At 70.0% G+C, this 26,685-nt stretch carries 26 protein-coding genes and 1 tRNA gene; 10 read left to right on the forward strand and 17 right to left on the reverse strand.

The features are described 5' to 3' along the window. Position 1: 1 nt before the first annotated feature. From ASC76_RS14355 to ASC76_RS14385, 7 genes are read right to left on the reverse strand one after another with little or no spacing between them, the layout of a single operon-like run. Positions 2-2,404, reverse strand: coding sequence for an MMPL family transporter (locus ASC76_RS14355; protein ID WP_056467581.1), 2,403 nt, complete (start codon positions 2,402-2,404; stop codon positions 2-4). Positions 2,405-2,409: 5 nt separating this feature from the next. Then, complete coding sequence (locus tag ASC76_RS14360; protein ID WP_082549197.1) at positions 2,410-3,045, reverse strand: LolA-related protein; 636 nt, start codon at positions 3,043-3,045, stop codon at positions 2,410-2,412. Then, complete coding sequence (locus tag ASC76_RS14365; protein ID WP_056467582.1) at positions 3,017-3,985, reverse strand: acyl-CoA synthetase; 969 nt, start codon at positions 3,983-3,985, stop codon at positions 3,017-3,019. Before ASC76_RS14365 ends, ASC76_RS14360 begins: the two co-directional genes overlap by 29 nt. Next, positions 3,982-4,296 carry a 3-hydroxyacyl-ACP dehydratase gene (locus ASC76_RS26210; RefSeq protein ID WP_235580470.1) on the reverse strand — a complete coding sequence of 105 codons (315 nt, stop codon included), beginning with the start codon at positions 4,294-4,296 and terminating at the stop codon, positions 3,982-3,984. Before ASC76_RS26210 ends, ASC76_RS14365 begins: the two co-directional genes overlap by 4 nt. Continuing rightward, complete coding sequence (locus tag ASC76_RS14375; RefSeq protein WP_056467585.1) at positions 4,293-5,666, reverse strand: AMP-binding protein; 1,374 nt, start codon at positions 5,664-5,666, stop codon at positions 4,293-4,295. The genes ASC76_RS26210 and ASC76_RS14375 overlap by 4 nt, the downstream gene beginning before the upstream one ends. Then, positions 5,663-6,295: a hypothetical protein gene (locus tag ASC76_RS14380; RefSeq protein WP_056467587.1), complete on the reverse strand. Its 633-nt coding sequence runs from the start codon at positions 6,293-6,295 to the stop codon at positions 5,663-5,665. The genes ASC76_RS14375 and ASC76_RS14380 overlap by 4 nt, the downstream gene beginning before the upstream one ends. Positions 6,296-6,305: 10 nt before the next feature. Continuing rightward, positions 6,306-6,575, reverse strand: a complete 270-nt coding sequence (locus ASC76_RS14385; protein WP_056467590.1) for a phosphopantetheine-binding protein — start codon at positions 6,573-6,575, stop codon at positions 6,306-6,308. A 238-nt stretch (positions 6,576-6,813) separates the two neighbouring features. Here ASC76_RS14385 and ASC76_RS26215 point away from each other — a divergent pair, with 238 nt between their 5' ends. Then, positions 6,814-7,521, forward strand: coding sequence for a PEP-CTERM sorting domain-containing protein (locus ASC76_RS26215; protein ID WP_056467593.1), 708 nt, complete (start codon positions 6,814-6,816; stop codon positions 7,519-7,521). Between the two features lie 48 nt (positions 7,522-7,569). On the opposite strand, the gene ASC76_RS14395 is transcribed toward ASC76_RS26215, so the two are convergent. The 5 genes from ASC76_RS14395 to ASC76_RS14415 all read right to left on the reverse strand — a co-directional run bounded on the left by ASC76_RS14395 (position 7,570) and on the right by ASC76_RS14415 (position 11,862). Continuing rightward, positions 7,570-8,568 carry a tripartite tricarboxylate transporter substrate binding protein gene (locus tag ASC76_RS14395; protein WP_056470836.1) on the reverse strand — a complete coding sequence of 333 codons (999 nt, stop codon included), beginning with the start codon at positions 8,566-8,568 and terminating at the stop codon, positions 7,570-7,572. 11 nt (positions 8,569-8,579) lie between these two features. Further along, positions 8,580-9,608 (reverse strand): CsgG/HfaB family protein, encoded by a 1,029-nt coding sequence (locus ASC76_RS14400; RefSeq protein WP_082549198.1) that lies wholly within the window; start codon positions 9,606-9,608, stop codon positions 8,580-8,582. An 80-nt stretch (positions 9,609-9,688) separates the two neighbouring features. After that, the gene (locus tag ASC76_RS14405) at positions 9,689-10,249 is read right to left on the reverse strand and encodes a YceI family protein (RefSeq protein ID WP_056467598.1); all 561 of its coding nucleotides are present in this window, start codon (positions 10,247-10,249) and stop codon (positions 9,689-9,691) included. Beyond that, a complete protein-coding gene (locus ASC76_RS14410; RefSeq protein ID WP_056467601.1) occupies positions 10,246-10,815 on the reverse strand; it encodes a cytochrome b in 570 nt (189 codons plus the stop codon). The genes ASC76_RS14405 and ASC76_RS14410 overlap by 4 nt, the downstream gene beginning before the upstream one ends. A gap of 9 nt (positions 10,816-10,824) precedes the next feature. Continuing rightward, the gene (locus ASC76_RS14415) at positions 10,825-11,862 is read right to left on the reverse strand and encodes a CDP-6-deoxy-delta-3,4-glucoseen reductase (protein ID WP_056467604.1); all 1,038 of its coding nucleotides are present in this window, start codon (positions 11,860-11,862) and stop codon (positions 10,825-10,827) included. A 74-nt stretch (positions 11,863-11,936) separates the two neighbouring features. Here ASC76_RS14415 and ASC76_RS14420 point away from each other — a divergent pair, with 74 nt between their 5' ends. Both ASC76_RS14420 and ASC76_RS14425 read left to right on the forward strand, forming a co-directional pair. Beyond that, positions 11,937-12,827: an NAD-dependent epimerase/dehydratase family protein gene (locus tag ASC76_RS14420; protein ID WP_056467607.1), complete on the forward strand. Its 891-nt coding sequence runs from the start codon at positions 11,937-11,939 to the stop codon at positions 12,825-12,827. Between the two features lie 11 nt (positions 12,828-12,838). Continuing rightward, entirely contained in the window at positions 12,839-13,738 is a 900-nt protein-coding gene (locus tag ASC76_RS14425) for a glyoxylate/hydroxypyruvate reductase A (protein WP_056467610.1), read from the forward strand. Position 13,739: 1 nt separating this feature from the next. Here ASC76_RS14425 and ASC76_RS14430 read toward each other — a convergent pair whose 3' ends face one another. Beyond that, positions 13,740-14,327: a rhomboid family intramembrane serine protease gene (locus ASC76_RS14430; RefSeq protein ID WP_056467612.1), complete on the reverse strand. Its 588-nt coding sequence runs from the start codon at positions 14,325-14,327 to the stop codon at positions 13,740-13,742. A gap of 93 nt (positions 14,328-14,420) precedes the next feature. Here ASC76_RS14430 and ASC76_RS14435 point away from each other — a divergent pair. The 4 genes from ASC76_RS14435 (at position 14,421) to ASC76_RS14450 (ending at position 16,300) form a co-directional block, all read left to right on the forward strand. Continuing rightward, positions 14,421-14,505, forward strand: a tRNA-Leu gene (locus ASC76_RS14435). A 57-nt stretch (positions 14,506-14,562) separates the two neighbouring features. Then, positions 14,563-15,495: a cysteine synthase CysM gene (cysM, locus tag ASC76_RS14440; protein ID WP_056467614.1), complete on the forward strand. Its 933-nt coding sequence runs from the start codon at positions 14,563-14,565 to the stop codon at positions 15,493-15,495. Continuing rightward, a complete protein-coding gene (locus ASC76_RS14445) occupies positions 15,492-16,049 on the forward strand; it encodes an NUDIX domain-containing protein (protein WP_056467617.1) in 558 nt (185 codons plus the stop codon). Before cysM ends, ASC76_RS14445 begins: the two co-directional genes overlap by 4 nt. Before the next feature lie 23 nt (positions 16,050-16,072). Beyond that, on the forward strand, positions 16,073-16,300 hold the full coding sequence (locus tag ASC76_RS14450; RefSeq protein WP_056467621.1) for a sulfurtransferase TusA family protein: 228 nt from the start codon (positions 16,073-16,075) through the stop codon (positions 16,298-16,300). Here the strand turns inward: ASC76_RS14450 and galU are convergent, their stop codons facing one another. Continuing rightward, on the reverse strand, positions 16,301-17,167 hold the full coding sequence (galU, locus tag ASC76_RS14455; RefSeq protein ID WP_056467624.1) for a UTP--glucose-1-phosphate uridylyltransferase GalU: 867 nt from the start codon (positions 17,165-17,167) through the stop codon (positions 16,301-16,303). Between the two features lie 102 nt (positions 17,168-17,269). Between galU and ASC76_RS14460 the strand changes: the two genes are divergently transcribed. After that, complete coding sequence (locus ASC76_RS14460) at positions 17,270-18,247, forward strand: D-isomer specific 2-hydroxyacid dehydrogenase family protein (protein ID WP_056467626.1); 978 nt, start codon at positions 17,270-17,272, stop codon at positions 18,245-18,247. On the opposite strand, the gene ASC76_RS14465 is transcribed toward ASC76_RS14460, so the two are convergent. Together ASC76_RS14465 and ASC76_RS14470 are read right to left on the reverse strand one after the other, a co-directional pair. Beyond that, complete coding sequence (locus tag ASC76_RS14465) at positions 18,189-21,029, reverse strand: valine--tRNA ligase (RefSeq protein ID WP_056467629.1); 2,841 nt, start codon at positions 21,027-21,029, stop codon at positions 18,189-18,191. The two genes, ASC76_RS14460 and ASC76_RS14465, sit on opposite strands and share 59 nt — an antisense overlap. A gap of 25 nt (positions 21,030-21,054) precedes the next feature. Continuing rightward, positions 21,055-22,032, reverse strand: coding sequence for a GMP reductase (locus ASC76_RS14470; RefSeq protein WP_056467633.1), 978 nt, complete (start codon positions 22,030-22,032; stop codon positions 21,055-21,057). Between the two features lie 113 nt (positions 22,033-22,145). On the opposite strand from ASC76_RS14470, the gene mdtD reads away from it, so the two are divergent. Next, positions 22,146-23,570, forward strand: coding sequence for a multidrug transporter subunit MdtD (gene mdtD / locus ASC76_RS14475; RefSeq protein WP_056467636.1), 1,425 nt, complete (start codon positions 22,146-22,148; stop codon positions 23,568-23,570). Between the two features lie 13 nt (positions 23,571-23,583). Here the strand turns inward: mdtD and ASC76_RS14480 are convergent, their stop codons facing one another. Beyond that, positions 23,584-24,198: a cation transporter gene (locus tag ASC76_RS14480; protein WP_056467639.1), complete on the reverse strand. Its 615-nt coding sequence runs from the start codon at positions 24,196-24,198 to the stop codon at positions 23,584-23,586. Between the two features lie 97 nt (positions 24,199-24,295). Between ASC76_RS14480 and ASC76_RS14485 the strand changes: the two genes are divergently transcribed. Then, on the forward strand, positions 24,296-26,674 hold the full coding sequence (locus ASC76_RS14485) for a UvrD-helicase domain-containing protein (protein ID WP_056467642.1): 2,379 nt from the start codon (positions 24,296-24,298) through the stop codon (positions 26,672-26,674). Positions 26,675-26,685: the final 11 nt, after the last annotated feature.

Raw genomic sequence — 26,685 nt, forward strand, 5'->3', positions numbered from 1 at the left:
TTCAGCGCGCCCGCGCCGGGATGAACGCCGCCGACAGCAGCAGGCTCAGCAGGATGCCCGGCGCGACGATCTGGCCGATCGCGTACAGCGCCGGGATGCTCGAGAACGCGAGCAGGCAGAACGAGATCACCGCGGTCAGGTTGGCCAGCGCCAGCGAGGCCAGCGTGTCGTTGTCGACGACCCACGGCGTGCCCGGCGGCGCGGCGTCCTGCTGGGCGCGGATCTGGTCGAAGAACAGCGCGTAGTTCGAGCCGATCGCAACCGTCAGCAGCAGGCCGACCAGGTGCAGGATGCCGAGGGCCGCGCCCGCGACGCTGAACGCCGCGATCACGATCAGCACCGCGGCCGCGACCGGCTGTGCGATGCGCCACAGCCGCTTCACGGAGCGCAGGTGCAGCGCCAGCAGCAGGCAGACCGCCGCCGCACCCAGCAGCGCCTGCACGGTCGCCTCGTGCAGGTAGCGCGTGTACAGGCCGCGCAACTCGTTGCCGATGTCGATGACCTGTGCACCCGGCACGCCGGCGAGCGTCGCGCGCAGTTGCGCCGGGTCGATCGGCCTGGCGCCGGCCTGCAGGCTCAGCAGCGCGCGCCACGGGCGCACGCCGTCTCCGGGCACCAGCAGCGCATCGAGCGCGGCGTACAACGGCGTGCCTTTCAGCGAGGCGCGGGTCAGCAGCGCCTGCGCGCGCGCGGCCTGCACGTCGGCGATGAAGCTGCCGAGGCGGGCCGCCGGCAGCGGGCCGTCGACGGTGGCTGCGGCCAGGCGCGCGCTCAGCGTCGCGGCCTCCGGCAGCGCATCGCGGCGGGCCTGCTGCAGCGCCGGGCTCGGCAGGATGCGCGCCGGCGATTCGTAGCCGGCGAGCGTGCCGGATTCGACCAGCTTGTCGAGCCGCGCGCCGGCCGCCTCGGCGGCGGCGAGCGCGCCGGCCTCGTCGGGGGCCGAGACGGCGACCAGCGTGCCGGCATCGCTGGCGCCGAGGTCGGCGCGCAGGTCGGCGTCGATCTTCATCTTCGCCTCGCCGACCGGGCTCAGCGACGACAGGTCGCCGCGCCACGGCGACGGCAGCCACGCCAGCGTCAACGCGGCCAGCAGCGCCAGCGCCGCGAGCGGCCAGCGCCAGCGCGGCAGCAGCTCGGTGCAGGCGCCGACCGCGCGGCCGAGGTGGCGGCGCAGGCCCATGCCGGGCGCGCCGTCGGGCGAGGTCGCGGTCAGCACCCAGCGGGTCGTCAGCGCCGCGGCGGTCAGGCCGGCGATCGAGAACACGCCGAGCTGCGCGAGCCCCGGAAAGCCCGAGAACAGCAGCGCTGCGAAGCCGCACACCGAGGTCCACAGGCCGAGCCGCACGGTCGGCCAGTTGTCGGCGATCCAGCGCCGGGCGCCGTCGCCCGCCGCGGCGCCCGGCGCGGCGCGCGCCTGGATCAGGTAGTAGATCGCGTAGTCGACCGCCTCGCCGATCAGCGTGGTGCCGAAGCCGAGCGTGATGCCGTGGACGTTGCCGAAGATCAGGCTGACCGCGGCGATGCCCGCCAGCACGCCCGAGCCGACCGGCAGCAGCGCGGTCGCGAGCGTGCGCAGCGAGCCGCCGAACGCCAGCAGCATCAGCCCGACGATCGCGACGCCGCCGGCGATGGCCAGCCGTTCGACCTCGGCCTTGATCTGGGTCCGCGAGGCGACCGCGAACGTGCCCGAGCCCGACAGCACGAGTTTCAGCCCCTGCGCCTCGAACGGCGCGAAGCTGGTTCGCACGAGCTGCAGCGTGCGCTCCTGCGCGTCCAGGTCGGCGCCGTCGGCATGGGTGGTCGCGATCAGCACGGCGCGTTCGGCGCTGCGCGAGATCCAGACCCGGCCGTCGCTGCGCGGTGCCTGCGACGGCAGCATGCCTTCGGCCATGCGGATGGTCTCGCCGGTCGGGTCGCGCAGGATCACCGCCTTGACGGCGGCGCCCGCCGGCGTGCCGAGCAGCGAGGTCGCCTCGTCGATGCCGGCGCGCAGGCCGTCGACGGTGAAGCGCTGTGCGTCGACCGCGGGGCTCAGCAGGTAGCGGTGCTCGAACAGGAATTTGCCGGTGGCCTCGAAGCTGGAGTTGTCGCCGTTGTGGACCGCGTCGAACGCACCGCTCTTGCGCAGCGCGTTCGCGAACCCGAGCGACGCTGCGCTGCGCTGCTCGGCGCTGCCGCCCTCGATGCCGATCAGCAGCAGCCGCGCCGCGATGCCGCCGCGCAGCTGGTCGAGCAGCACCGCCTGTTCCGCGCTCGGCGTCGACGGCAGGAACGCCGACAGGTCGGCGACGTAGTGGGTGCGCACCGTGATGGCGGCGGCGGCCAGCATCAGCACCAGCCACAACGCGATCGCGCGCCGGCGAGCGAACGCGGCGAACCGGGCGAGCGGGCGGGGCGGCGTCACGCGACTCAGCTCGTCGCGCTGGCGGGCCGCGCGGCGCCCGGCGCGAGCGGCTCGATCGCCATCACCGAGCGGTCGCCGTCGGCCATCGCGACCGCGACTTCGCGCACCAGCGACTGCGCGCCGGTCAGGCGCACCGAGATCACCAGTTCGCGCAGCCGCGGTTCGCGCGGCTTCAGCTCCAGCACCCAGCGCTGCGGCGAGCCGGTGACGGCGGCCGCGAAATGGCGCTCGATCGCGTCGCGGTTGCCGGTCAGCGTGCCGCGGATCGCCTCCATGATCACCGCGGCCTCGGGCACCGAGTCGAGCGGCACGGTGCGGCTGCGCGAACCCAGGCTCATCGTCACGGTGTTGCCGACGATCGCGATCTTCTCGCGCCGCGGTTTCAACGTCTCGCGCACGAAGGTGTCGGGCGATTCGAAGCTCAGGCGCCCGCTCGATTCGAGCGTGCGCTCCAGCATCGCGACGGTGCGGGTCTCGACGAAGGTCGCCTCGCCGGCCTTGACCTTGGCGAGCGACTGCATCAGCTGCGCGAGGTCGAACGCGGCTTGCGCGTGCGCCGGGAGGCAGGCCGCGGCCGCGCAGGCGGCGGCCATCGCGAGCACGCGGCGGCGATCAGGGCGAGGCGGGTGCGGCAGCGTCATCGGCGGACCAGAAGTCGAAGAAGTTGAACCAGTTGTACGGCGTTTCGCGACACAGCGATTCGAGCAGGGTCACGTAGCGCTGCATCGCTTCGGCGACGCGCGGGTCGGCTGCGCCGGTGCCGCGCTCCGCGGGGCCGGGTGCCGGCGCGCGAAAGTCGGCCAGCTCGACGAAGCGCAGCTCGTAGCGATCGCCGCCATGGTAGAGCCCGGCCATGAACACGACCTGGCGGCGCAGCATCGCGGCCAGCCGGAACGGGCCGTCCGAGAAGCGCGCGGGCTGGCCGAGAAAGTCGAGCCACAGCGTGCGCGAGCGTTCGGAGTGGCCGGGCAGCGTGCGGTCGGCGAGCAGGCCGGCGATGCCGCCGTCGTCGAGCCAGCGGCGCAGCGTCAGCATCGCGCCGGCGCGACCGAGGCCGATCGTGTGCAGCTCGGCGTGGGGCGCCACGGCGGCGAGCGTCGCGTTCAGCAGCCGCGCGTTGTCCTCGTACATCAGCATCGCGACACGCGCGCCGCGTCCTTGCGCGCTCGCGCGCAGGGCCTCGAAGCTGCCCAGGTGCGCGCCGACCAGCATCACGCCCTCGCCGCGATCCAGCGGTGCGTGCAGGGCCTCGGCGCCGGTCGCGCTGACCTCGAACCGATCGAACTGGTCCTGCAGGAAATAGACGCGGTCGAGGATGGTCGCCGCGAAGTGGTGGATGTGGCGGTACGCGTCGCGCCAGCCCACGGGCCGGCCGAGCACGCGCACGAGGTAGTTCAATGAGGCGCGTCGGGCCTTGCCGTGGACCAGCAGGAAGTACAGCGCGATCGGGTGCAGCACGAGTCGCGCGCGCGGCCGGCCCGCGGTGATCGCGATCCAGCGCATCAGGCGCAGCGCCCACAGGTTGCTGCGCTCGCGCTCGGCGGTCCAGCCGGCGGCGGTGCGCGGCGCCGGCGTGCTCATCGCGCCGGGGCCTCGAACTGGCCCGTGGCCGCAACGCGCTCGCCTTCGCGCACCTCGAAGCGCAGGCCGCGCGGGCCGGGCTCCAGGGTGATGGCCAGGCGCGCGCCGGGTCGCACCGGCGCGAGGAACTTGACCGCACCGATGCGCGGCGATTCGCCCACGGCCGCTGCCATGACCGCGTCGTCGAGCACGGCCTCGAGGACTTCGGCGAGCAGCGAGACGCCGGGCAGCAGCGGGTCGCCCGGGAAGTGGCCCGCGAAGGCCGGATGATCGGCCCGGATCGTCAGCTCGACGCGGTGCATCGCGCTCATCCCCGCGCGCCGGCGAGCGTGCGTGCTGCCCAGGCGGCGAACGCGCCGGCCGGCAGCTTGCCGGTGCCGGGCTCGCGCGGCAGCGCCGCGACCGCGACGAGGCGCCGCGGCAGGAACGCCGCATCGACCCGCGTGCGCAGGGCGGCGAGCACCCGCTCGTGCAGCGTCGGCGCGGCCACGCCGTCGGCCGCGACGACGAACGCGACGAGGCGCACGACGCTGCCGTCGCCGGCCTCCGGCGGCAGCCAGAACGCGCCGTCCTGCACGCCGTCGATCGAGTTCAGGTGGTAGTTCAGGTGGCCGAGCGAACTGCGCTTGCCGGCGATGTTGATCAGGTCGTTCGAGCGGCCCAGCAGGCGGAAGGTCTGCGCGTCGACGACCTCGAGCACGTCGGCGAGCATCGTCGGCTGCGGCACGTGGCCGCCCTGGACGACCGACTCGGCGCCGTCGCCGCTCAGCACCAGGCCCTGGTAGGTGCGCCACTCGGCGCCGGCGGTGGGGCGGCGGGTCGCGACCTGGCCGGCCTCGGTGCAGCCGTAGATCTCCATCAGCGGCCCGTCGAGTTGCGCCTCGGCGCGCTGCGCCAGTTGGGGGCTGAGCGGCGCGGTCGCGCAGACCGTCAGGTCGACCGACGGCAGCGCGAGTTGCGCGTCGAGCAGCATCTTCAGGTGGAACGGCGTCGTCACGAGCAGGCGCGGGCGCGGCGCGCGCGCCAGCGCGGCGGCGATGTCGGCCGGGTAGAACGGCCGCTCGGTGTCGAATGCGGCGCCGCCGAGCAGCGCGACCAGCACGGTCGACTCGAAGCCGTACATGTGCTGCGCCGGCACGGTGGCGACCACCGTGACGCCGGCGAGCGTCTCCCGGCCCATCTGCTCGGCGAGTCGCTGCACGCCGGCCCGGGTGTTGGTGACCAGGCCGCCCCAGTGTTTGGCATGCGGCACGGGTGCCCCGGTCGAGCCGGAGGTCAGCACCTGCGCGGCGAGCGCATCCGCGGCGATCGTCGGCACCGGGCGATCGAGGTCGACCGGCGCGGTGTCGCCATGCCGGATCTGCGGCAGGTCCCAGCCGGGCGCTTCGCCATCGACGAGCGCGTAGGTCGACGGGAACAGCGTGCGCAACCGGGCCACCGTGTCGGGCGTGTGATTCGGCGGCATCAGGTTGTTCTGGCCGCGCCGCAGCGCGGCACCCAGGCCGACGGCGAAGCGGTAGCGGTCGCCGGTGAGGTTCAGCATCGGGCCGGCCGCCGGCAGGCGCTCGGCGAGCGCGTCGACGTCGGCCAGGTACTGGGCGCGCGAGATCGCCACTCCGCCGCGCCACGCCAGCGGCGCCCCCAGATCGTCGGCCCGGATCAACGGCTCGCGGCGGTTCATTTCGCGGAATGCATGTAGGAGCGGATGGCGTCGGCCACGCTGGCGCGCTCGAATTCCGGGTGCAGCCGGTAGCGCAGCAGGTACTCGCCGCCGAACATCACCGCCACCGTGACCGGTGAGATCAGGTTGGCGAAGAACGCCCACGTGTCGAACGGCGCGAACGCATACAGCGCGATCGAGACCAGCGCGATGCCGACGAAGTAGAGCGTCCACGCGAGCGTGCATTTGCGCGTGTAGACCTGCATCTCGGGCGTGAAGTTGCGGTGCACCCGTCGCGCCAGCGTCGTGATCAGCGGCGTGTGGCCCGCGCGCAGCGTGCTGCCGAAGCCGGCCGCCAGCATCGCGTTGACGCCGACGTGCTGTGCCATGTAGAGCAGCCCCGGCGCGAGCTGCAGCCCGATCACGGCCTGTGCGCACAGCGCCACCAGCAGCAAGGTCGAGAGCGCACCGAGCCAGCGCTGGTTGGCGCGCCACGCGCCCAGGGCGATCGCGGTGAGCATCGGCGCAAGCACGCCCACCATGTTCCAGGGCGAGGCCGGCGCGCGCGTCATCAGCCAGTGCGAGACGCCGACGTAGAGCGCGCCGACGCCGACGATCGCGGCGACGCGCAGCCCGAGGCGGAGTGCCATCGCGGCCCGATCAGCCGACGCGGTGCGCGGCGATGTGCTCGGTCAGGCTGGCCAGCGAGGTGAAGATGCGGACGTTGTCCTCGTCATCGGAGCGCAGCTGGAAACCGTAGCGTTGCGAGACGACCAGCGCGACCTCGAGGATGTCGATCGAGTCGAGCCCCAGCCCCTCGCCATACAGCGGCGCGGCCGGGTCGATGCCGTCAGGCGCCACATCGAGGTTGAGGGCTTCAACCATCAGGGCGGCGACTTCGCGCTGGAGATCGGTTTGGACAATGGTCATGCGTGCGTGGAGTCCGTGTGCGACGGCCGGAAAGCGGCAGGTCAGCGGGGGAGGAGTCTACCAAAGCGGTCCGTGCAAGCGGACCCGTGCCCGAGCCGTCGGACGCCTTCTCCGACCGGGATTTGGCGCGGTGTCCTACAAAACTCCGGCCGACCGCAAAGAAGATGGGGCCTCGAATTTCGCTGGCAGCCGACGCGCTGCCCGACCATCGAATCGACACAACCCGCAGGAGAAAATAATGCATACGAACTTGATGAAGAAGCGCTGGCCACTGGCCGCTGTCACCGCCGCGCTGCTGTTCGGCGCCGGCGCCGCCCACGCCCAGCTGGTGCTGGTGTCCCCCGAAGACTTCGGCGGCACGGGCCTCGGCTCGGTCAACACGGTGCTGACGATCACCAGCCCGGCCAACTCCACCTTCGAGTCGGGCGCGGTCGGCATCGACGCGACCGGTGCGCAGTTCGTGACCGGGGATACCCAGGCGCAGACCATGGCGCGGACCCTGGGCAGCCTGGGCGTGACCTCGGCGGCCGACCTGCGCGTCGTGTTCAACGCCAGCGAACCGGCGGGCGGCGCGATCACGCTCGACGACCTGGTGCTGAACATCTACAGCGCGAACGGCTCGGTTCTGTTCACGTCGGCAGCATTCACGCCGGTTTCGTTCGCGTCGACCAGCACCGGCACCGGCAACTCGGGCTTCGTGTTCGGGCTGACGTCGTCGGACGCCGCCTCGGCCCAGAACCTGGCATTCGGCAGCGGCTTCGAAGGCAACTACGTCGGCCTGTCGGCGGCGGCCAGCGATGCCACCGGCGGTCTGGAGACGTTCTATGTCGCCAACACCGCCAACGTCACGCCGGTGCCGGAACCCGGGACCTACGCGATGCTGCTCGCCGGCCTCGGCGTGATGGGCTTCGTCGCCCGTCGCAGCGCGCGCAAGACGGAAGCCTGATCCGCTTCGGGCCCGGCGCGCGAGCGCCGGGCTGCCACGGCGCCACGGTCACTCGACCGTGGCGCCGCTGCTTTTGACGACCCGCTCGTACTTCGCCAGCTCCGCCTTGACGAAGGCGCCGAATTGGTCGGGCGTCGAGGCGGCGTTCTCGGCCATCAGGGAACCCAGGCGCGCCTTCAGCTCCGGCGAAGCGAGCGCCTCGACGAACGCCTTGTTGAGGCGCTGCGTCACGTCGGCCGGCATGCGGGCGGGGCCGAACAGGCCGAACCAGGTGTTGATCGCGAACTGGCCGAGGCCCGTGCTGCGGCCGCCTTCGGCGATGGTCGGCACCTCGGGCATCGCCGACGACCGCGTCGCGGTCGTCACGGCGATCGCGCGCAGCTTGCCGGACCGGATGTTGGCCGACGCCGATGCGAGGTTGTCGAAGGTCAGGTCCACCTGGCCCGAGAGCAGCGCCAGTTGCGCCGGGTTGCCACCTGCGTACGGGATGTGGACCATGAACACGCCGGCCTGCGACTTGAACATCTCGCCGGCGAGGTGCCCGGCGCTGCCGTTGCCACCCGAGCCGTAGTTCAGCTGGCCGGGATGCGCCTTCGCGTATCGGACGAGATCGCCGACCTGGCGGATGCCGAGCTTGTCGGCCGTCTGCGCGTTCATCACCAGCACGTTCGGCACCTGCGCGATGCCGGTGATCGGCGTGAAGTCGTGGATCGGGTCGTACGGGATCTTCTTGAACAGCCACGGGTTGATCGCGTGCGTCGCGACGGCACCGATGACCAGCGTCGTGCCGTCCGGCGCGGCCTTCGCGGCCAGGTCGGCGCCGAGGTTGCCGCCGGCGCCGGGCCGGTTGTCGACGACGACGGGGCCGAGCATCGGCTGCACCTTCTCGGCCAGCGCGCGCGCGACGATGTCGAGCGGGCCGCCGGGCGGGTAGGGCACGATCAAGCGGATCGGCTTGGTCTGCGCCATCGCCGCACCGGTGGTCAGCAGAACGAATGCGGCGGCGGCGCGGAGCGCGGATCGGCGCGAGGTGATCGGGTGAGTCATCGACAGGTCCATCAGGGTTTGCGCAGCAGAATGGCCTTGATCCAGCCGTCGCCGCGCGAGGCGGTGACCTTGACGAAGCCGTTCTGCTCCTCGCCGAGCAGCAGCACCTCGTCGTCCTTGGTCAGCGATTGGACCTCGGGGCTGCCGTCGCGCGGTTGGCGCAGCAGCTTGACGCCGTTGATCTTGGGCATCATCACGTCGCCCGCGGCGGTCGGATTGGCCTTCGGGCTGGCGGCCGCGTTGTTGACCGAGGCGGCGCTGCGGCCCTGGATCAGCGACGGGTTGGCGCGGATCGCGCGGACGATGTTGTTCCAGTTGTCGACGAAGGACGCAACGATCACCTTGCCCTCGTTCGTGTTGCTGTAGCCGCCGCCGGTGGCGCCGCCGCCCACGCCGAACAGCGCGCCGCCGAGCGCGAAGTCCGCCTTCTGTGCGCTGCCTTCGGCCGCTGCGACCTGGATGCCGGAGCGCGAATCGACCAGCAGCATCATGGTCTGCGCCTCCTTGAACTTGAGGCCACCGGCCAGCCCGCCGGCGATCAGGCCGGCGCGCCCGCCGAGCAGCCCGCCGATCGCGCCGCCGACGCCGCCGGCGTTGTTCTCGCTGAACACGACGCTCGGATTGACGATGAAATCCGCGACCGCCATCTGGCCCTTGCCGATGTTCTGCCCGGCCTGCAGTTCGCCCGACTGCGCGAGCGCGCGCTCCTGCATCATGTTGCCCATCGCCGCGCCGCGTTCGACGACCTGGAAGCAGTTGGACTGCTGCACCAGCATGCGCAGCACCGCGGTCGGCGAGCCGAGGCCGTAGCGCTGCAGGTTGGACAGCACCTGGCTCTGCGGCTCGACGACCGCCAGCGTGCCCTTGGGCCCATCGCAGCGCTCGAGTTGCGCGTTCGCGCCTTGCGCGCCGTCCGGACCGGCGCCGCCGGTGGCGAGCGAGCCGCCGCGCCCGAGGGTCTGGGCGTTGGCGACGAGCGCCGTCGACAAGGTGGCGGCAAGCAGCAGCGTGCCCGCGCCCATGCGGTGAAGAACGAACATGAAGGGCCTCCCGGAATGCTGCGGCTCGCGTGGCCGCGCGCCGGATTCTACGGTCGCCGTTGCGCGCCGTTCGCCTGCAATCAAGGGGGCGGCAGGCCGTTCACGACCAGCTTGAAACGCACCTGCACGTCGTTCGCGACCAGGCTCGTGTCCGCCCACTCCGCCTCGCCGATGCGATAGGCCAGACGCTTGATCGTGAAGGCGCCGGTCGCCGTGGCCATCGCGCCTTGCTGCACCAGCGTCACGGGCACGACGACGGGCTGTGCGCTGCCCTTGACGGTCAGCGTGCCGGCCACCTCGTAGCGGCCGGCGCCGGTGCTCCTGATCGCCGTGGAGCGGAAGCTTGCCTGCGCGAAGCGCGCAGTGTCGAACCAGTTGGGCTTCAGCAGCTCGGCATCGGTCTCGGCGATGCCGAGCGTCGCGCTCGTGGCGTCGAGGGTGATCCCGACGCTGCCGGTTTCCGGTCGCTTTGGATCGAGCGCGATGGCGGCGTCGAAGCGGCGGAACCGACCTTCGACCGGCACACCCATCTGCGTGCTCGTGAACGTGATCTCGCTGCGGGCGGGGTCGAGCGTGGCCACGGGCTGTGCGAGCGCGGCGCCCGCGACCAGTGCCAGAGCCAGAGCCAGCACTGCCTTCATCGCGGGGTGCGCTGCGGCCAGATGCGCCAGAACAGGCCATCGCGGTCGATCCACTGGTGCTTCAGTGCCGCGGCCACGTGCAGCAGGGCCAGCGCCGCGAGCGCGAAGGCGAGCGTCTGGTGCAGCGGCTTCAGCACGTCGGTGGCGAGCGCCTTGTCGACCGCCACCCAGTCCGGCAGCGGCAACACGCCGAACCAGACGACGGGAAAGCCCGCGGCCGAGCTGTAGGCCCAGCCGGCGAGCGGCACGCCAAGGAACAGCCCGTACAGCAGCGCATGCGTTGCGTAGTGCGCATGGCGCTGCCACGGCGGCATCGCGTTCAGCACCGCGGGAGCGAGCGGCGGCGGGCGGTGCGTCACGCGCCAGAGCAGGCGCAGCACGGACAGCGCGAGGATCGTGATGCCGGCCCACTTGTGCCAGTTGAACAGCCGCAGCCGCTGCGGCGAGAACGGCAGGTCGTGCATGTAGACGCCGACGCTGAACGCACCGACGAGCGCGATGGCGAGCAGCCAGTGCAGACCGATGGCGACGGCGCCATACGAACCGGCATCGGTGCGGGTGTTCATGCGCCGGGGCTACGCGCCATGCTTGTCGGCTTCGGAGGTGAACGAGTCGGCGTAGAACTCGTCGTCGGGCAGGCCGCACCGGGCGACGAAATCCTTGTGGGCCGACTCGACCATGATCGGCGCGCCGCATGCATAGACCTGGTGGTTCATCAGGTTCGGGTGATCGTGCATCACGGCCTGGTGGACCAGGCCGGTGCGGCCGGTCCACGCGTCTTCCGGTCTGGGCTCGGAGAGCACCGGGATGTACGTGAGGTTCGGCAGCGCATTCGCGGCCTCGAGCGCCCAGTCGTGCAGGTACAGGTCGGCCTTGCTGCGGCAGCCCCAGTAGAGCACCGCGTGCCGCTGGCTGTGCTTGAACTGCAGGTGCTCGATGATCGCCTTGATCGGCGCGAAGCCGGTGCCGGAGGCGAGCAGGATCATCGGCTTGTCGGAGTCCTCGCGCAGGAAGAAGCTGCCGAACGGGCCCTCCATGCGCAGAATGTCCTTCTCCTTCAGCGCGGTGAACACGTGGTCGGTGAACTTGCCGCCGGGCAGATGCCGCAGGTGCAGTTCGATGCCGGGCTTGTCGACCTGCGTGTGCGGCGCGTTGGCCATCGAGTAGCTGCGTCGCGAGCCATCGCGCAGGATGAACTCGACATACTGCCCGGCGTGGTACTGCAGCCGGTCGTTGGCCGGCAGCTGCATCTGCAGGATCGCGACATCGGGTGCCGGCTTCGTGATCGTCGTGACGCGCGACGGCATCTTGCGGATCGCGAACTCGCCCGCGCCGGGCACCGTGCGGGCCTCGACGACCACGTCGCTTTGCGGCGCGGCCTGGCAGGTCAGGATCCAGCCGGCGGCCTCTTCCTCGGGGCTCAGGGCCTTGCTCTGGTGCACGCCATGGATCACGCGGCCCTCGAGCATGCGGCTCTTGCACGAGCCGCAGGCGCCGTCCTTGCAACCGTAGGGCAGGCCGATCCCCTGGCGGATGGCGGCGGTGAGGATCGGTTCGTCGCGGTCGACCGAGAAGGTCCGGCCGCTGGGTTGCACGGTGACGGTGAAGGGCATGGGATGGCGAGCGCCTGGCGGCGATCTCATTAAACTGAGCCGGTGATTTTGCCTGCACATCGAATCTCCCCTTGATGGACCGCGCCACGCGCTTCAAGCGGCCGACGCTGCTGATCGTCGGCTGCGGCGATGTCGGCCTGCGCGTCGTCCGGCTGCTGCGCGGACGCTGGCGCCTGCTCGCGTTGACCTCCGATCCGGCGCGGCGCGTCGAACTGCGCGCGGCGGGGGCCATGCCGCTGGTCGGCAACCTGGATGCGCCGGCCACGCTGGCGCGCCTGGCGGGGGTGGCCGACGCGGTGCTGCATCTGGCGCCGCCGCCCGGCAGCGGCGCGACCGATTCGCGCACCGCCCACCTGCTGCAGGCGCTGGCGCGGCATGCACGTGTGCGGCGCATCGTCTACGGCAGCACCAGCGGCGTCTATGGCGATTGCGACGGCGCGCGGTTCGACGAGACGCGCACGCCGAACCCGGCGACCGACCGCGGGCGTCGGCGCGTCGATGCCGAACGACGCCTGCGCTGGTACGGGCGCGCATTTGGCGCGCGTGTGAGCCTGCTGCGCATCCCCGGCATCTACGCCGGCGACCGCGTCGGCGGGCACCCGCGCGAGCGCCTTGCGCGCGGCACGCCGGTGCTCGCCGCCGACGACGACGTGTACACCAACCACATCCACGCCGACGACCTCGCGCGGGCCTGTGTCGCCGCACTGCGCCGCGGGCTGCCGCAGCGCGTGGTGCACGCCAGCGACGACACCGAGATGAAGATGGGCGACTACTTCGATCTCGCCGCCGACCTCGAAGGCCTGCCGCGGCCGCGGCGCATCGCCCGCGCGCAGGCCAGCGACGAGATGTCGCCGATGCAGCTGAGCTTCATGGGCGAATCGCGCCGGCTCGTGAACGACCGGCTGAAGCGCGAACTGCGCCTGCAGCTGCGCTACCCGACCGTCAACCAGGGCCTCGTCGCCTGACACTCCCGACCATGAAAACACTGCTGCTGACCGATCCGATTCCCGCGGGTGCATTCAGGATCGCGATCCAGGCGATCGCGCCGGACGTCGAACTGGTCGACTACCGGCGCGACATCACCGACGCCGAACTCGCCGGGATCGACGTGGTGCTCGGCTGGCGCTTTCCCGCGGGCGTGGCGGCACGGCTGCCGCGGCTGAAGTGGGTCTGCTCGGTCGCGGCCGGCGTCGAGAAGCTGCTGGTGCCCGAGCTGCCCGCGCAGGTGCCCCTCTCGCGCATCGTCGACACCGAACAGGCCGAGGGCATCGCGCAGTTCGTCGTGCTGATGGCGCTGCGGCACGTGCGGGACCTGCCGGGCTACGAGGCGCTGCAGCGCGAGCGCTCGTGGACACGCCGCCCGATGGCCGCCGCGCGCAGCCGCGTCGCGGTGCTCGGCATGGGCACGATGGGCGGCGCGGTCGCGCGTCTGCTGGGCGCCGTGGGTTTCGCGGTGACCGGCTGGAGCCGCAGCACCGGCGCATCGCTCGACGCGCTGCTCGCGAGCAGCGACATCGTCGTCTGCGCGTTGCCGCTGACGCCGCAGACCGACGGCCTGCTCGACGCCCGCGCGTTCGGGCAGATGCCCGTGGGCAGCTACCTGATCAACATCGCGCGCGGCGCGCATGTCGTCGAGCCCGACCTGATCGCCGCGGTGCGCAGCGGTCACCTCGCCGGCGCCGCGCTCGACGTGCAGCGTAACGAGCCGATGGCGACGGACGACCCGTTGTGGAGCGTGCCGGGCATCACAATCACGCCGCACATCGCGGCGCAATCGTCACCGCAGACGATCGCGGCGCAGTTCGTCGCCGGCCTGCGATGTGTCGAACGCGGCGAGGTACCGCCGCAGGTCGTCGACCGGGCGCGCGGTTACTGACTCAGCGCCCGAAGGGCGAGCGCCCCTGCCAGTAGCGGATCATCAGGAAGCCGCCGAGCATGCCGCCCAGGTGCGCGAAGTGGGCCACGCCCTGCATGGTGCCGGTCACGCCGAACAGCAGTTCGAGACCGCCGAAGATCGCGACGAAGTACTTGGCTTTCATCGGGATCGGCGGGAACAGCGGCATGATCATGCGGTTCGGGAACATCATGCCGAACGCCAGCAGCAGGCCGAACAGCCCGCCGGACGCGCCGACGGTCGGGTAGATCGCGCCAGTCAGCGCGGCGAACAGCAGTTGCGTCAGCGCGGCCGTCAGCACGCTGGCGAAGTAGAACTGCAGGAAGCGCTTCGGCCCCCACAGGCGCTCGAGGTCGGAGCCGAACATCCACAGCCCGAGCATGTTGAAGAACAGGTGCGTGATGCTGCCGTGCAGGAACGAGTAGCTGACCACCTGCCACGGCAGGAAGCCACCACCGAGCGGCCACAGCGCCAGGGCGCGCGTGAACCAGGGCCCGAGGAAGTAATCGATACAGAACGCCGCCACGTTGATCAGCAGCAGGGCTTGGGTCACAGGGGGCATCGGCGGCATGCGCGAACTTCCGGTTGGGGCGGGCAGGAAGCAGAGTCTAAGGGCGCGCCTGCGAGACCCCGCTGTGGCAGAATCGCGCCCTCTGCAGCACCGGCCTCGGTGGTGAAATCGGTATACACGACGGACTCAAAATCCGTTGCCGCAAGGCGTGTCGGTTCAAGTCCGACCCGAGGCACCAATCCCTGATCCAGCGTTCCTGTCCACGGCCTGCGAGAATCGCCGCCGAGGAGAGTTCATGAGCGCCCCATCGCGATCCAAAGCCGCCCCCAAGTACAACACCGTCGAAGACGTGATCGGCAACACGCCGCTGGTACGGCTGGTGCGCATCCCCGGGCTGGACAACGAGCAGCGCGGCAACGTGATCCTCGGCAAGCTCGAGGGCAACAACCCGGCCGGCTCGGTCAAGGACCGCCCGGCGATCAGCATGATCCGCCGCGCCGAGGAGCGCGGCGACATCAAGCCGGGCGACACGCTGATCGAGGCCACCTCAGGCAACACCGGCATCGCGCTGGCGATGGCGGCGGCGATCCGGGGCTACCGCATGCTGCTGATCATGCCGGAGGACCTCAGCATCGAACGCGCGCAGACCATGAAGGCGTTCGGTGCCGAACTGCTGCTGACGCCGCGCTCCGGCGGCATGGAATACGCCCGCGACCTGGCCGAGCAGATGCAGAAGGACGGCAAGGGCCGCGTGCTCGACCAGTTCGCGAACGCCGACAACCCGCGCATCCACTACGAGACCACCGGCCCGGAAATCTGGCGCGACACCAAGGGCCGCGTCACGCACTTCGTCAGCGCGATGGGCACGACCGGCACGATCACCGGTACCTCGCGCTACCTGAAGGAGCAGAGCAAGGCGGTCCGCGTGATCGGCGCGCAGCCGAGCGAGGGCTCGCGCATCCCGGGCATCCGCAAGTGGCCCGAGGCCTACCTGCCGAAAATCTACGACCCGACCTTCATCGACGAGATGATCTACGTCAGCCAGGCCGACGCCGAGCAGATGGCGCGCCGGCTGGCGGCCGAGGAGGGCCTGTTCGCCGGCATCTCGGCGGCGGGCGCGTGCTGGGTGGCGCTGCAGGTCGCGAAGCAGGTCGAGAACGCGACGATCGTGTTCGTGGTCTGCGACCGCGGCGATCGCTACCTGTCGACCGGGGTGTTCCCCGCATGAGCGCCGCCTTCAACTTCTGCCCAAACTGCGCGACGCCGCTGCAACTGCTTGCGCGCCTGGAAGACGGCGGCGAGAAGTCGCGCACGCGCTGCCCTGCCTGCGAGTGGACGCACTGGAACAACCCGACGCCTGTGCTGGCCGGGATCGTCGAATGCGCCGATCGCGACGGGCTGGTACTGCTGGCGCGCAACGCCGCGTGGTCGGGCCGCATGTTCGCGCTGATCACCGGCTTCATGGAAGCCGGCGAGACGCCGGAAGAGGGCATCGCGCGCGAGATCAAGGAAGAGACCAACCTCGATGTCGACGCGCTGAAGCTGGTCGGCGTCTACGACTTCCAGCGCATGAACCAAGTGATCATCGCGTACCACGCGGTCGCGCGGGGCGAGGTCGTGCTGTCGCCGGAGCTGGCCGAGTACCGGCTGTACCGCCCCGAGGACATCAAGTGCTGGCGCGCCGGCACCGGCTATGCGGTGGCGGACTGGCTGACCGGTCGGGGCATCACGCCGCAATGGGTGGAACTGCCCCCGCGCCCTGCGGCGGCCGAGGGCTCGTAGAATCGCCCGACACGAGGAACACGATGAACGCCCAGAAAGAACTCGACACGCGCGGCCTGAACTGCCCGCTGCCCATCCTGAAAGCCAAGAAGGCGCTCGCCGACATGCTCAGCGGCGAGGTCCTCAAGGTGGTGGCGACCGACCCGGGCTCGATGCGCGATTTCCAGGCGTTCGCCCGGCAGACCGGCAACGAACTCGTCGAGCAGGAAAGCAGCAACGACGAGTTCATCCACTTCCTGCGCCGGCGCTAGCTAGATCGACAGTCCCTTCAGGAACTCGCGGAAGCCCGGCCCCAGCGTCGGGTGGGCGAGTGCCAGTTCGACGTTGGCCTGCAGGAATCCTTCCTTGCTGCCGCAGTCGTAGCGCTTGCCGTCGTAGCGGTACGCGAACACCTTCTCGCGTCGAAGCAGACCGGCGATGCCGTCGGTCAGCTGGATCTCGCCCCCGACGCCCCGCGTCTGGTTGGCAATTTCGTGAAATACGCCCGGCGTCAGGATGTACCGGCCGGCCACGCCCAGGCGCGACGGCGCGTCTTCCGGCGCGGGCTTCTCGACGATCCGGTTCACATCCATCAGGTGATCGGTCACCGGCGTGCCGTCGACGATGCCATAGCGCCGCGTGTGCTCCGGCGGCACCTCCTGGACGGCGAGGATGGACACCCGCCACTCCTCGTACTGCTCGACCATCTGCTTCAGGATGGGCTTCTCGCCGACCATCAGGTCGTCCGCCAGCAACACCGCGAACGGATGGTTGCCGACCAGGCGCTGGCCGCACAGCACCGCGTGGCCGAGGCCGAGCGCCTGGGCCTGGCGCACGTAGATGCACTCCATGTCGTCCGGCTTCACGGTCCGGACAACTTCCAGTAACTCTTGCTTACCCGCCTGTTCGAGGGCTACCTCCAACTCGAAAGTCATGTCAAAGTGATCTTCGATGGGGCGCTTGTGGCGCCCCGTGACGAAGATCATTTCGCGGACGCCGGCGGCATAGGCTTCCTCCACCGCATATTGGATCAGGGGCTTGTCGACAACCGGGAGCATCTCCTTCGGCTGGGCCTTGGTGGCCGGAAGGAAACGGGTCCCGAGACCTGCCACTGGAAAAATCGCTTTGGTGACTAACATTTACTTACAATCCCCTTCGCTGGCCCTGATGTCGTGCCTTCATTCTGGCACGCGGCTGACCGGGAGCTCGTCGGACAAAGCCTCACCAATTCACACCTGCGCATGGATCTGCTGATCATCGAATCGTTGGAAGCCGAGGTCATGCAGTGGCTGGAGTCGCGCTATGCGATCCGGTACGCGCCGGAACTCGCCAGCGACCCGCGCGCCTTCCGACAGGCCCTCTACAACGTCCGCGCGTTGATCGTGCCGCCGTCGGTCACGATCGATGCGCAGGCGCTTCATTACGCGCCGGTGCTGCGTGCAGTCGGACGCGTCAGCGCCGGGGCCGAAAACATCGATCTGGACGCCTGCTCGCGGGCCCGGGTCGAGGTCGTGCGCGGGCTGACGGCCACCGCACAGGCCGAGGCCGAGTTCATGATCGGCGCGCTGCTGTCGATGCTGCGCCGCGTGCCGGTGGTCGGCTCCGACGGCATGCTGGTCGGCCGCGAATTGGGCGCCGCCACGGTCGGGTTGGTCGGCATGCAGCCGTCGGCACGCGTGATGGCGCAGATGCTGGCCGGCTTCGGCTCCAAGATGGTCGGCTACGACCCCGCTCTGCATGCCAGCGATCCGGTCTTCGAGCGTTGGCGCGTCAAGCCGATGGGGTTGCGCGAGCTGCTCGAACAGTCGGACGCGGTCTGCGTGCAGCTGAGCTACTTCAGCCGCTACCACGGGCTGCTGGGCGAGCGCTTCCTGCCGTTCTGCAAGCCGAATCAGGTGATCGTCAGCATCGCCCATTCGGGCCTGTTCGACGAGGCCTCGCTGGCCGACGCGCTCAACAGCGACCGCGTGGCGGCGGCGTGGCTGGACAGCCTGGAGCCGGGCGCGCTCGACGAAGGCCGGCCGCTGCACGGCATCGAGAACCTGCAGATCACGCCCCGCGTCGCGAGCACGACCCGCGAGTCGCGCCTGCGCAGCGCCTGGGCCGTGGCGCGCCGCATCGACGAGATGCTCGGCGCCACGCCCAACGCCACGCGCACGTTCAAGGCGACGATGCCAGGCGAGCCAACTGATCTTGCAGCCGAGCCACAGTTGCCGTGAAGTCGGCGACGCGCTGGTTCTCCTGAGCGACCACGGCAGCGGGCGCGCGCGCGACGAAACTCTCGTTCGCGAGCTTGCCGGCCGCCTTGGCGATCTCCACCTGCAGCCGCGCGATCTCCTTGTTCAGGCGCTCGGTCTCGGCCGCCACGTCGATCTCGACCAGCCACGCCAGCCGTGAATCGCCGGCCACCGCCACCGCGGCGCTGCGCGTCGCGTCGGCGAACGCGGCGTCGCTGTCGAGGCGGCGCAGTTCCGAGACCTTCGCGAGGGCCGTGAGCAGCGGCTCGGCCTGCGCGATGAACGCGTCGTCGCCGACCACGCACAGCGGCACGCGGGCCGCCGGCGACAGGTTCATCTCGCTGCGCAGCGTGCGGCTGGTGCCGACCACGGTCTTGAGCTTCGCGACCCAGGCCACGGCGTCGGCATCGATGCGTTCGAGCTGCGCCTTCGGGTACGGGGCGGTGACGATGCTGCCGCCCTCGATGTGGCGCCCCGCCACCGGCGCGACCGATTCCCACAGCTCCGCGGTGATGAACGGCATGATCGGGTGCATCAGCCGCAGCACCGTCTCGAGCGTGCGGATCAGCGTGTGGCGCGTGGCACGCTGCTGGCCTTCGGTGCCGGTCTGCAACTGCACCTTCGCGATCTCGATGTACCAGTCGCAGTACTCGTCCCAGACGAAGCCGTAGATGGCATTGGCGACATTGTCGAGCCGGTAGTCGGCGAACCCATGCGCCACCGCGTCTTCGACCCGCTGCAGCTCGCTGCTGATCCACTTGTCGGCGGGGCTGAACTGCATGTAGCCGTGGAACGGGCCACCGGGCGCGCATTCGGCCTTGGTGTGCTCCTTCACGCCGCAGTCCTGTCCCTCGCAATTCATCAGCACGAACTTGGTCGCGTTCCAGAGCTTGTTGCAGAAGTTGCGGTAGCCCTCGCAGCGCTTGGTGTCGAAATTGATGTTGCGGCCCAGGCTCGCGTAGCTGGCCATCGTGAAGCGCAGCGCATCGGCGCCGTAGGCAGGCATGCCCTCGGGGAATTCCTTCTTCACGCGGGCGGCGACCTTGGGCGCGGTCTCGGGGCGGCGCAGGCCGGTCGTCGACTTCTTGATCAGCGTGTCGAGATCGACCCCTTCGATCAGGTCGACCGGGTCGATCACGTTGCCCTCGCTCTTGCTCATCTTCTTGCCCTGCGCGTCGTGCACCAGGCCGTGGATGTAGACGCTGCGGAACGGCACCTGGCCGGTGAAGTGCAGCGTCATCATGATCATCCGGGCCACCCAGAAGAAGATGATGTCGAAGCCCGTCACCAGCACGGTGGACGGCAGGAACAGGTCCTGCTCGATCGTCTTGGCGGGCCAGCCCAGCGTGGAGAACGGGAACTGCGCGGCCGAGTACCAGGTGTCGAGCACGTCCTCGTCGCGGCGCAGCGTGCCGGTGTAGCCGGCGGCCACGGCCTTCGCGCGCGCCTCGGCTTCGTCGCGGCCGACGAAGATCTCGCCGCCCGTGCCGTACCACGCCGGAATCTGGTGGCCCCACCAGAGCTGGCGCGAGATGCACCAGTCCTGGATGTTGCCCATCCAGTGGTTCCAGGTGCTGACCCACTGCGGCGGCACGAAGCGCACGTCGCCGTTCTCGACCGCATGGATCGCGCGGCCGGCGATCGATTCGCCGTCGCGTCCCGGCTGCGTCATCGCCATGAACCACTGGTCGGTCAGCATCGGCTCGACGACCTGGCCGGTGCGCGCGCAGCGCGGCACCATCAGCTTGTGCTTCTTGGTCTCGACCAGCAGGCCGAGCGCGTCCAGGTCGGCGACGACCTGCTTGCGCGCGACGAAGCGGTCGAGCCCGCGGTAGGCCTCGGGTGCGTTGTCGTTGATGGTCGCGTCGAGCGCCAGCACGCCGATGATCGGCAGGTGGTGGCGCTGGCCGACCGCGTAGTCGTTCGCGTCGTGCGCCGGGGTGACCTTGACGACGCCGGTGCCGAACTCGCGATCGACATACGCATCGGCGATCACCGGGATCGTGCGGTTGCACAGCGGCAACGTGACCTGCTTGCCGATGAAGGCGGTGTAGCGCTCGTCATCCGGGTGCACCATCACCGCGGTGTCGCCCAGCATGGTTTCCGGCCGCGTCGTCGCGACCACCAGCGAGCCCGACCCGTCGGCAAGCGGGTAGCGGATGTGCCAGAGGAAACCGTCTTCCTCCTCGCTCTCGACCTCGAGGTCGGAGACCGCCGAGCGCAGCACCGGGTCCCAGCTGACCAGGCGCTTCTTGCGGTAGATCAGGCCCTCTTCGTAGAGGCGCACGAAGGTCTCGTTGACGACCGCCGATTGGGTCGCGTCCATCGTGAAGTACTCGCGCGACCAGTCGACCGTGTCGCCCATGCGCCGCATCTGCGAGGTGATGACGTTGCCGCTGTGCGCCTTCCAGTCCCACACCCGCTCGATGAACTTGGCGCGGCCGATGTCGTGCCGGCTCAGGCCTTCGTCCTGCAATTGCCGCTCGACGACGATCTGCGTCGCGATGCCGGCATGGTCGGTGCCCGGCAGCCACAGCGTGTTGAACCCGCTCATGCGGTGGTAGCGCGTCAGCGCGTCCATGATCGTGTGGTTGAACCCGTGCCCCATGTGCAGGGTGCCGGTCACGTTCGGCGGCGGCAGCTGGATGCTGAACGACGGCTTGGCCGGGTCGAGCGTCGGCGCGAACGCGCCGGGCTCGTTCCACTTGAGTGCCCAACGGGCCTCGATGGCTTGCGGTTCGAAGGATTTCGCGAGTTCGGTCATGGTGACCGAATTGTATTGGCCGCAGTTACATCAGCAGGTGCTCGCCCGCGTTGTCCCCGCCCAGGATCACGTAGTTCACCTTGCGCACGTCCATCAGTCGGGTGCCGCCGGCGTAAGAGATCGAGCTCTGCACGTCCTCGCGCATCTCGCGCAGCGTGTCGGCCAGGCGGCCCTTGATCGGCTCGAGGATGCGCTTGCCCTCGACGTGCTTGTACTCGCCCTTGTTGAAGTCGCTGGCGCTACCGTAGTACTCCTTGTACAGCTTGCCATCGACCTCGACCGTCTGGCCCGGCGATTCCTCGTGCCCGGCGAACAGCGAGCCGATCATCACCATCGAGGCGCCGAAACGGATGCTCTTGGCGATGTCGCCATGGTCGCGGATGCCGCCGTCCGCGATGATCGGCTTGGTGGCGACACGCGCACACCACTTCAGCGCCGAGAGCTGCCAGCCGCCGGTGCCGAAGCCGGTCTTCAGCTTGGTGATGCAGACCTTGCCGGGGCCGACGCCGACCTTGGTCGCGTCCGCGCCCCAGTTCTCGAGGTCGATCACCGCCTCGGGCGTCGCGACGTTGCCGGCGATCACGAAGGTGCTCGGCAGCTTCTTCTTGATGTACTCGATCATCTTCTGCACGCTGTCGGCGTGGCCGTGCGCGATGTCGATCGTGATGTAGTCGGCGCCGACACCGTCCGCCGCGAGCCGGTCGATCACCGCGTAGTCGGGCGGCTTGACGCCCGAGCTGACCGAGACGATCAGGCCCTTGCTGCGCATCTGGCGTGCGTAGGCGACGTTGTCGATGTCGAAGCGGTGCATCACGTAGAAGTAGCCGTTCGCGGCCAGCCACTCGGTGATCGGCTCGTCGACGACCGTCTTCATGTTCGCCGGCACCACCGGCAGGTTGAACTTGTGCGCGCCGAACTGGATGGAGGCATCGCATTCGGAGCGGCTCTCGACGCGGCACTTGCGCGGCAGCAGGAGGACGTTGTCGTAGTCGAAGATTTCCATGATGCGCGCCCCGTGGGTCAGCCAAAAAAAAACCGGGCGCCAAATTCGGGCCCGGTGACGAATTCTACGCCGCCCCTACACTGGCCGCCGCCCGGAACCCCTGCGACCACCACGTGCTCTCTCCCACCACCAAACGCCTGCTGCCCTGGGTCGTCGCGATCGCGTTCTTCATGCAGACGCTGGACGGCACGATCCTGAACACCGCGCTGCCGCGCATGGCGACGGACCTGGGGGAGAGTCCGCTGCGGATGCAGTCGATCGTCATCGCCTACATGCTGACGGTGGCGCTGTTCATCCCCGCGTCGGGCTGGCTGGCCGACCGGTTCGGCACGCAGCGCACCTTTCTCGCGGCGATCGGGTTGTTCAGCCTCGGCTCGCTGCTGTGCGCGCTGTCGCCGACGCTGCCGTGGCTGGTCGCGGCGCGGGTGGTGCAGGGCGTCGGTGGCGCGTTGCTGCTGCCGGTCGGGCGGCTGACCATCCTGCGTGCGTTCCCGCGCAGCGAACTGCTCAAGGTGTTGTCGTTCGTGACGATCCCGGGCCTGGTCGGGCCGCTCGTCGGTCCGCCGCTGGGCGGCTGGCTGGTCGAGGTCGCAACCTGGCACTGGGTATTCCTGATCAACCTGCCGGTCGGCGTCATCGGAGTCTTCGCCGCGCTGCGCTACATGCCCGACCTGCGCGGCGCGGCGGGCCAGAAGTTCGACTGGACCGGCTTCGTTCTGTTCTCGCTCGGGCTCGTGGCCGTCACGCTCGGGCTGCAGGGCCTGGGCGAGCACTCGATCAGCGCGCCGGTGTCGATCCTGCTCGTGATCGGCGGCCTCGCGGCGATGGCGGCCTACTGGGCCCACGCGGCCCGTGCCGACAAGCCGCTGTTCAGCCTGACGCTGTTCCAGATCCCGACCTTCTCGGTCGGCATCCTCGGCAACCTGTTCGCGCGCCTGGGCAGCGGCGCGATGCCGTTCCTGACGCCGCTGTTCCTGCAGGTGGGCCTCGGCTATTCGCCGAGTGCGGCCGGCCTGACGATGGTGCCGACGGTGATCGGCGCGATGATGATCAAGTTCGTCGCCGAGCGGGTGATCAAGCGCTTCGGCTACCGCCGCGTGCTGGTCGTCAACACGCTGCTGCTCGGCGGCTTCATCGCCGGCTTCTCGATGGTCGATCGCGCCACGCCACACGCGGCCATCCTGGTCTACCTCGCGCTGTTCGGCATCTGCAACTCGATGCAGTTCACCGCGATGAACACGCTGACGCTCGGCGACCTGGACGACGCGCGCGCCAGCGGCGGCAACAGCCTGCTGTCGGTCGTGATGCAGCTGTCGATGAGCCTGGGCGTGGCCGCGGCCGGTGCGCTGCTCGCGGCGTTCGCGACACCCGTGGTGATCCCGATCGCCAGCGACATCGGCCCGAGCAACGTGGTCCACACCTTCCATGCCACCTACCTGTGCATGGGTGCGCTGTCGGCGCTGGCGGCGGGCATCTTCTTCCAGCTCGGCCGCGGCGAGGGGCCCGTCGTGCGGGCAACCGTGGTCGACGAATCCTGACGGCCGAGGCCGGTCAGGCCGGCGCCCGACGCAGTTCCCCCAGCGCCTGCCGCGACACGGCCCACGCGCTGCTCAGCGCCAGCGCGGCCATCCCGACCGCGACGATCAGATCGGGCCAGGCCGCGCCGGTGCCCGCCACCGCGACGGCCGCCAGCGCCACCGCGATGTTGCCGACCGCGTCGTTGCGCGAGCACAGCCAGACCGAGCGCATGTTCGAGTCGCCGTTCCGGTAGCGGTACAGCATCACCGCGACGCCGACGTTGACGGCCAGCGCCAGCAGCGCGATCGCGCCCATCGTCAGGGCCTCGGGCGGCGCGCCGTGCCACGCGGCCCACGCGGCGCGGCCGAGCACGAACAGGCCGAAGCCAGCCATCGACGCCGCCTTCAGCAGCGACGAACGCGCGCGCCAGTGCAGCGCGCGCGACAGCACCAGCAGCGAGAGCCCGTAGTTCGCCGCGTCGCCGAAGAAGTCGATCGCATCGGCGAGCAGCGAGACCGAGCCGGACTCCAGGCTGCCGATGATCTCGATCACGAACATCGCAGCGTTCAGTGCCAGCGCGATCCACAGGATGCGCTGGTAGGCCGGGTCGGCGGATGGGGCGGGCGGGGTGCAGCAGGCGTCGGACATCGAGGCAGTGGGGTCGGGCAGCGCCTGGACGGGCGGACCGGGCATGGTATCTGCCCCGCGCGCGGCGTGCCGACCGGCCGTCGCCGACAATGTCCGGATGGCCCCTGAACTCGACGCCGGCACCGACTCGCCGCTGCTGCACAACCTGAATCCCGAACAACTCGCGGCGGTGACGCTGCCGGCGCGCCCGGCGCTGATCCTGGCGGGCGCGGGATCGGGCAAGACGCGGGTGCTGACGACGCGGATCGCGTGGCTGATCCAGACCGGCCAGCTCTCGCCCGGCGGCGTGATGGCCGTGACCTTCACCAACAAGGCCGCGAAGGAGATGCTGACGCGGCTCGGCGCGCTGCTGCCGATCCCCGTGCGTGGCATGTGGATCGGCACCTTCCACGGCCTGTGCAACCGCTTCCTGCGCGCGCACTGGAAGCTGGCCGGGCTGCCGCAGGGCTTCCAGATCCTCGACTCGGCCGACCAGCTCTCGGCCGTCAAGCGCGTGATCAAGGCGATGAACCTCGACGAGGAGCGCTTCGTGCCCAAGCAGGTGACGTGGTTCATCGCCGGCGCCAAGGACAACGGCTACCGGCCGAAGGACTGCGAAGTCAAGGACGAGCAGTCGCGCACCCAGGTGCAGATCTACCAGAACTACGAGGAGCAGTGCCAGCGCGAGGGCGTGGTCGACTTCGCCGAGCTGATGCTGCGCACCTTCGAGCTGATGCGCGACAACGACGCGCTGCGCCAGCACTACCAGCACCGTTTCCGCCACATCCTGGTCGACGAATTCCAGGACACCAACCGGCTGCAGTACGCGTGGCTGAAGATGTTCGCCGGCCCCGAGACCGCGGTGTTCGCGGTCGGCGACGACGACCAGAGCATCTACGCCTTCCGCGGCGCGCAGGTCGGCAACATGGCCGCGTTCGAGCGCGAGTTCCGGGTCGAGCAGGTGATCAAGCTGGAGCGCAACTACCGCTCGTTCGGCAACATCCTGGACGCAGCCAACGAGCTGATCGCGCGCAACACCAACCGCCTGGGCAAGAACCTGCGCACCGAGGCCGGCCCGGGTGAACCGGTGCGCGTGCGCGAATCACCGAGCGATTTCGACGAGGCGCGCTGGTTCGTCGAGGAGGCGCAGCAGCTGCACCGCGAGGGCACGCCGCGCAGTGACATCGCGCTGCTCTACCGCAGCAACGCGCAGAGCCGGGTGATGGAAAGCGCGCTGTTCAACGCGAGCGTGCCGTACAAGGTCTACGGCGGGCTGCGCTTCTTCGAGCGGGCCGAGGTCAAGCACGCGCTCAGCTACCTGCGACTTATCGAGAACCCGAGCGACGACACCAGCTTCCTGCGGGTCGTCAACTTCCCGACCCGCGGCATCGGCGCGCGCTCGATCGAGCAGCTGCAGGACGCGGCGCGGCATTCCGGCCGCAGCCTGTACCAGAGCGTCGGCGCGCTCAGCGGCAAGGCGGGGACGAACCTGCAGGCCTTCGTCGCGCTGATCGACGGCATGCGCGAGAAGACGCGCGGGCTGACGCTGCGCGACATCATCGAGCACATGCTCGACGCGTCGGGCCTCGTGACGTTCTACAAGACCGACAAGGAAGGCCAGGACCGGCTCGAGAACCTGGACGAGCTCGTCAACGCCGCCGAGGCGTTCGTGACGCAGGAGGGCTTCGGCAAGGATGCCGTTGCGCTGCCCGTCGATGAACATGGTGGCGGCAACGAATCGGGCCGCGCCGAGTTCAACACGCCGGGCGCCGAGCCCGCGAGCGGCACGATCGCGCCGCTGGCACAGACACCCGACGCCGAGACCGGCGAGATCATGTCGCCGCTCGCCGCATTCCTGACCCACGCATCGCTCGAGGCCGGCGACAACCAGGCCCAAGCCGGGCAGGACGCGATCCAGCTGATGACGGTGCACTCGGCCAAGGGCCTGGAGTTCGACTGCGTGTTCATCACCGGCCTCGAGGAGGGTCTGTTCCCGCACGAGAACTCGGCCGCCGACCCGGACGGGCTGGAGGAGGAGCGGCGCCTGATGTACGTCGCGATCACGCGCGCCCGCAAGCGCCTGTACCTGAGCTTCTCGCAGACGCGCATGCTGCACGGCCAGACCCGCTACAACGTCAAGAGCCGGTTCCTCGAGGAACTGCCCGAAGCGGCGCTGAAGTGGATCACGCCGCGCAACCAGGGCTTCGGCTCGGGCTTCCAGCGCGACTACCAGGCGGCCTGGGCGCGCGGCTCCGGGCTGCACTCGATCGTCGGCGCCGGCGACGTGCGCGGCGTGCCGAGTGCGCCCGCCGTGGTGCCCAAGGCGCCGAGCCACGGGCTGCGCTCCGGCCAGAGCGTGTTCCACACCAAGTTCGGCGAGGGCGTGATCGTCACGCTCGAAGGCACGGGCGTCGACGCACGCGCGCAGGTCAATTTCGGCCGGCACGGCATGAAGTGGCTCGCGCTGTCGGTGGCCAAGCTGACCCCGATTCCATGACGAAGGAGTTG

It is taken from the genome of Rhizobacter sp. Root404 (assembly GCF_001425865.1).
Classification (GTDB): Bacteria; Pseudomonadota; Gammaproteobacteria; order Burkholderiales; family Burkholderiaceae_C; genus LMDS01.

Excerpts from the sequence above, each read along its gene's own strand:
- ASC76_RS14485 (WP_056467642.1), top strand. The coding sequence starts at position 24,296 with ATGGCCCCTGAACTCGACGCCGGCACCGACTCGCCGCTGCTGCACAAC.
- ASC76_RS14375 (WP_056467585.1), bottom strand. The coding sequence starts at position 5,666 with ATGAACCGCCGCGAGCCGTTGATCCGGGCCGACGATCTGGGGGCGCCG.
- ASC76_RS14480 (WP_056467639.1), bottom strand. The coding sequence starts at position 24,198 with ATGTCCGACGCCTGCTGCACCCCGCCCGCCCCATCCGCCGACCCGGCC.
- ASC76_RS14470 (WP_056467633.1), bottom strand. The coding sequence starts at position 22,032 with ATGGAAATCTTCGACTACGACAACGTCCTCCTGCTGCCGCGCAAGTGC.
- ASC76_RS14425 (WP_056467610.1), top strand. The coding sequence starts at position 12,839 with ATGAAAACACTGCTGCTGACCGATCCGATTCCCGCGGGTGCATTCAGG.
- ASC76_RS14460 (WP_056467626.1), top strand. The coding sequence starts at position 17,270 with ATGGATCTGCTGATCATCGAATCGTTGGAAGCCGAGGTCATGCAGTGG.
- ASC76_RS14365 (WP_056467582.1), bottom strand. The coding sequence starts at position 3,985 with ATGAGCACGCCGGCGCCGCGCACCGCCGCCGGCTGGACCGCCGAGCGC.
- ASC76_RS14410 (WP_056467601.1), bottom strand. The coding sequence starts at position 10,815 with ATGAACACCCGCACCGATGCCGGTTCGTATGGCGCCGTCGCCATCGGT.
- ASC76_RS14415 (WP_056467604.1), bottom strand. The coding sequence starts at position 11,862 with ATGCCCTTCACCGTCACCGTGCAACCCAGCGGCCGGACCTTCTCGGTC.
- ASC76_RS14380 (WP_056467587.1), bottom strand. The coding sequence starts at position 6,295 with ATGGCACTCCGCCTCGGGCTGCGCGTCGCCGCGATCGTCGGCGTCGGC.
- ASC76_RS14420 (WP_056467607.1), top strand. The coding sequence starts at position 11,937 with ATGGACCGCGCCACGCGCTTCAAGCGGCCGACGCTGCTGATCGTCGGC.
- ASC76_RS14445 (WP_056467617.1), top strand. The coding sequence starts at position 15,492 with ATGAGCGCCGCCTTCAACTTCTGCCCAAACTGCGCGACGCCGCTGCAA.
- ASC76_RS14395 (WP_056470836.1), bottom strand. The coding sequence starts at position 8,568 with ATGACTCACCCGATCACCTCGCGCCGATCCGCGCTCCGCGCCGCCGCC.
- ASC76_RS26215 (WP_056467593.1), top strand. The coding sequence starts at position 6,814 with ATGCATACGAACTTGATGAAGAAGCGCTGGCCACTGGCCGCTGTCACC.
- ASC76_RS14430 (WP_056467612.1), bottom strand. The coding sequence starts at position 14,327 with ATGCCGCCGATGCCCCCTGTGACCCAAGCCCTGCTGCTGATCAACGTG.
- ASC76_RS26210 (WP_235580470.1), bottom strand. The coding sequence starts at position 4,296 with ATGAGCGCGATGCACCGCGTCGAGCTGACGATCCGGGCCGATCATCCG.
- ASC76_RS14465 (WP_056467629.1), bottom strand. The coding sequence starts at position 21,029 with ATGACCGAACTCGCGAAATCCTTCGAACCGCAAGCCATCGAGGCCCGT.
- ASC76_RS14450 (WP_056467621.1), top strand. The coding sequence starts at position 16,073 with ATGAACGCCCAGAAAGAACTCGACACGCGCGGCCTGAACTGCCCGCTG.
- ASC76_RS14385 (WP_056467590.1), bottom strand. The coding sequence starts at position 6,575 with ATGACCATTGTCCAAACCGATCTCCAGCGCGAAGTCGCCGCCCTGATG.
- ASC76_RS14405 (WP_056467598.1), bottom strand. The coding sequence starts at position 10,249 with ATGAAGGCAGTGCTGGCTCTGGCTCTGGCACTGGTCGCGGGCGCCGCG.
- ASC76_RS14360 (WP_082549197.1), bottom strand. The coding sequence starts at position 3,045 with ATGACGCTGCCGCACCCGCCTCGCCCTGATCGCCGCCGCGTGCTCGCG.
- galU (WP_056467624.1), bottom strand. The coding sequence starts at position 17,167 with ATGTTAGTCACCAAAGCGATTTTTCCAGTGGCAGGTCTCGGGACCCGT.
- ASC76_RS14400 (WP_082549198.1), bottom strand. The coding sequence starts at position 9,608 with ATGTTCGTTCTTCACCGCATGGGCGCGGGCACGCTGCTGCTTGCCGCC.
- cysM (WP_056467614.1), top strand. The coding sequence starts at position 14,563 with ATGAGCGCCCCATCGCGATCCAAAGCCGCCCCCAAGTACAACACCGTC.